We start from the raw sequence: 1,993 nt of genomic DNA on the forward strand, positions 1-1,993 counted from the left end.
GGAGAGACCCCTCCGGGCCGCCTCCCGGCCTCACGGGCCCCGGCCGGCGCCGCTGAGCCCCCGCACCCCGGCCCGTAACACGCGCCCGCACCCCGCGTAACACCCCACCCGCACCCTGGCCCGTATGCACAGCACCCAGGCGGTCACCGCCACCCACTGCCCCTACTGCGCCCTGCAGTGCGGCATGAACCTCCGGCCGCACACCGACGGCGTCGCGGTCGAGGAGCGGGCCGACTTCCCCGTCAACCGCGGGGCCCTGTGCGGCAAGGGCCGCACCGCCCCCGCGGTGCTCTCCTCCCGGGTGCGCCTCACCGAACCGCTCGTCCGCTCCCGGCCCGGCGGCCCGCTCGTCCCGGCCGGCTGGGACGAGGCCCTCGACGCCGTCGCCGCCGGCCTCACCGCCACCCGCCGCACCCACGGCCCCGACGCGGTCGGCGTCTTCGGCGGCGGCGGGCTCACCAACGAGAAGGCGTACGCCCTCGGCAAGTTCGCCCGCGTCGCCCTCGGCACCTCCCAGATCGACTACAACGGCCGCTTCTGCATGTCCTCGGCCGCCGCCGCCCACCAGCGCGCCTTCGGCCTGGACCGCGGACTCCCCTTCCCCCTGGAGGACGTCCCCCGCACCGGCTGCGTGATCCTCGTCGGCTCCAACCCCGCCGAGACCATGCCCCCCGCCCTGCGCTACCTCACCGAACTCAAGGCGAACGGCGGCACGCTGATCGTCGTCGACCCCCGACGCACCCGCACCGCCGAACTGGCCGACCTGCACCTGGCCCCCCGCCCCGGCACCGACCTCGCCCTGGCCCTCGGCCTGCTGCACCTCGTCGTCGCCGAGGGCCGCACCGACCCGGAGTTCATCGCCGCCCGCACCACCGGCTGGGAGGACGCCCGGGCCGCCGCCATGGCCCACTGGCCCGAACACGTCGAGCGGATCACCGGAGTCCCGGTCCCCCGGCTGCGCCGCGCCGCCGAGCTGTTCTGCGCACCCGAATCCGCCATGGTCCTCACCGCCCGCGGCCCCGAACAGCAGGCCAAGGGCACCGACACCGTCGGCGCGTGGATCAACCTCTGCCTCGCCACCGGCCGGGCCGGCCGCCCGCTCTCCGGCTACGGCTGCCTCACCGGCCAGGGCAACGGCCAGGGCGGCCGCGAGCACGGCCAGAAGGCCGACCAGCTCCCCGGCTACCGCAAGCTCACCGACCCCGCCGCCCGGGAACACGTCGCCCGGGTCTGGGGCGTCGGACCCGACACCCTGCCCGGCCCCGGCCGCAGCGCCTACGAACTCCTCGACGCCCTTGGCGGCGAGGTCAAGGCGCTCCTCCTCATGGGCTCCAACCCGCTCGTCTCCGCACCCCGCGCCGCCCACGTCGAGGAACGCATCCGCTCCCTGGACTTCCTCGCCGTCGCCGACGTCGTCCTCTCCGAGACCGCCGCCCTCGCGGACGTGGTCCTGCCCGTCACCCAGTGGGCGGAGGAGACCGGCACCACCACCAGCCTGGAAGGCCGCGTCCTGCTGCGCCGCCGGGCCCTCACCCCGCCCCCCGGCGTCCGCAGCGACCTGGAGGTCCTGCACGGGCTCGCCCGCCGCCTCGGCCGGGAGAAGGGCTTCCCCACCGACCCCGAGGAGGTCTTCGCCGAACTGCGCCGCGCCTCCGCGGGCGGCCCCGCCGACTACTCCGGCATCTCCTACGAGCGCATCACCGCCGAACAGGGCGTCTTCTGGCCCTGCCCCGAGGGCTCCCCGGGAACCCCCCGGCTGTTCCTGGACCGCTTCGCCACCGAGGACGGCCGGGCCCGCTTCGCACCCGTCGCCCACCGCGAGGCCGCCGAGACCCCCGACGCCGACTACCCCCTGCTGCTCACCACGGGCCGGGTGGTCGCCCAGTACCAGTCCGGGGCGCAGACCCGCCGCGTACCCGAGCTCAACGAGGCCGCCCCCGGCCCGTTCGTGGAGCTCCACCCGCGCCTCGCCGCCCGCCTCGGGGTGGCCGAC

General features: G+C 76.5%; 1 protein-coding gene. It reads left to right on the top strand.

The annotated features are described in order from the left end of the window. Window positions 1–124: 124 nt before the first annotated feature. A partial coding sequence (locus tag VR44_RS02785) for a molybdopterin oxidoreductase family protein (RefSeq protein WP_045945735.1) occupies window positions 125–1,993 on the top strand: 1,869 nt, incomplete at its 3' end.

Origin of the sequence: Streptomyces katrae (assembly GCF_000966975.1) — a bacterium.
GTDB classification, from domain to species: domain Bacteria; phylum Actinomycetota; class Actinomycetes; order Streptomycetales; family Streptomycetaceae; genus Streptomyces; species Streptomyces katrae.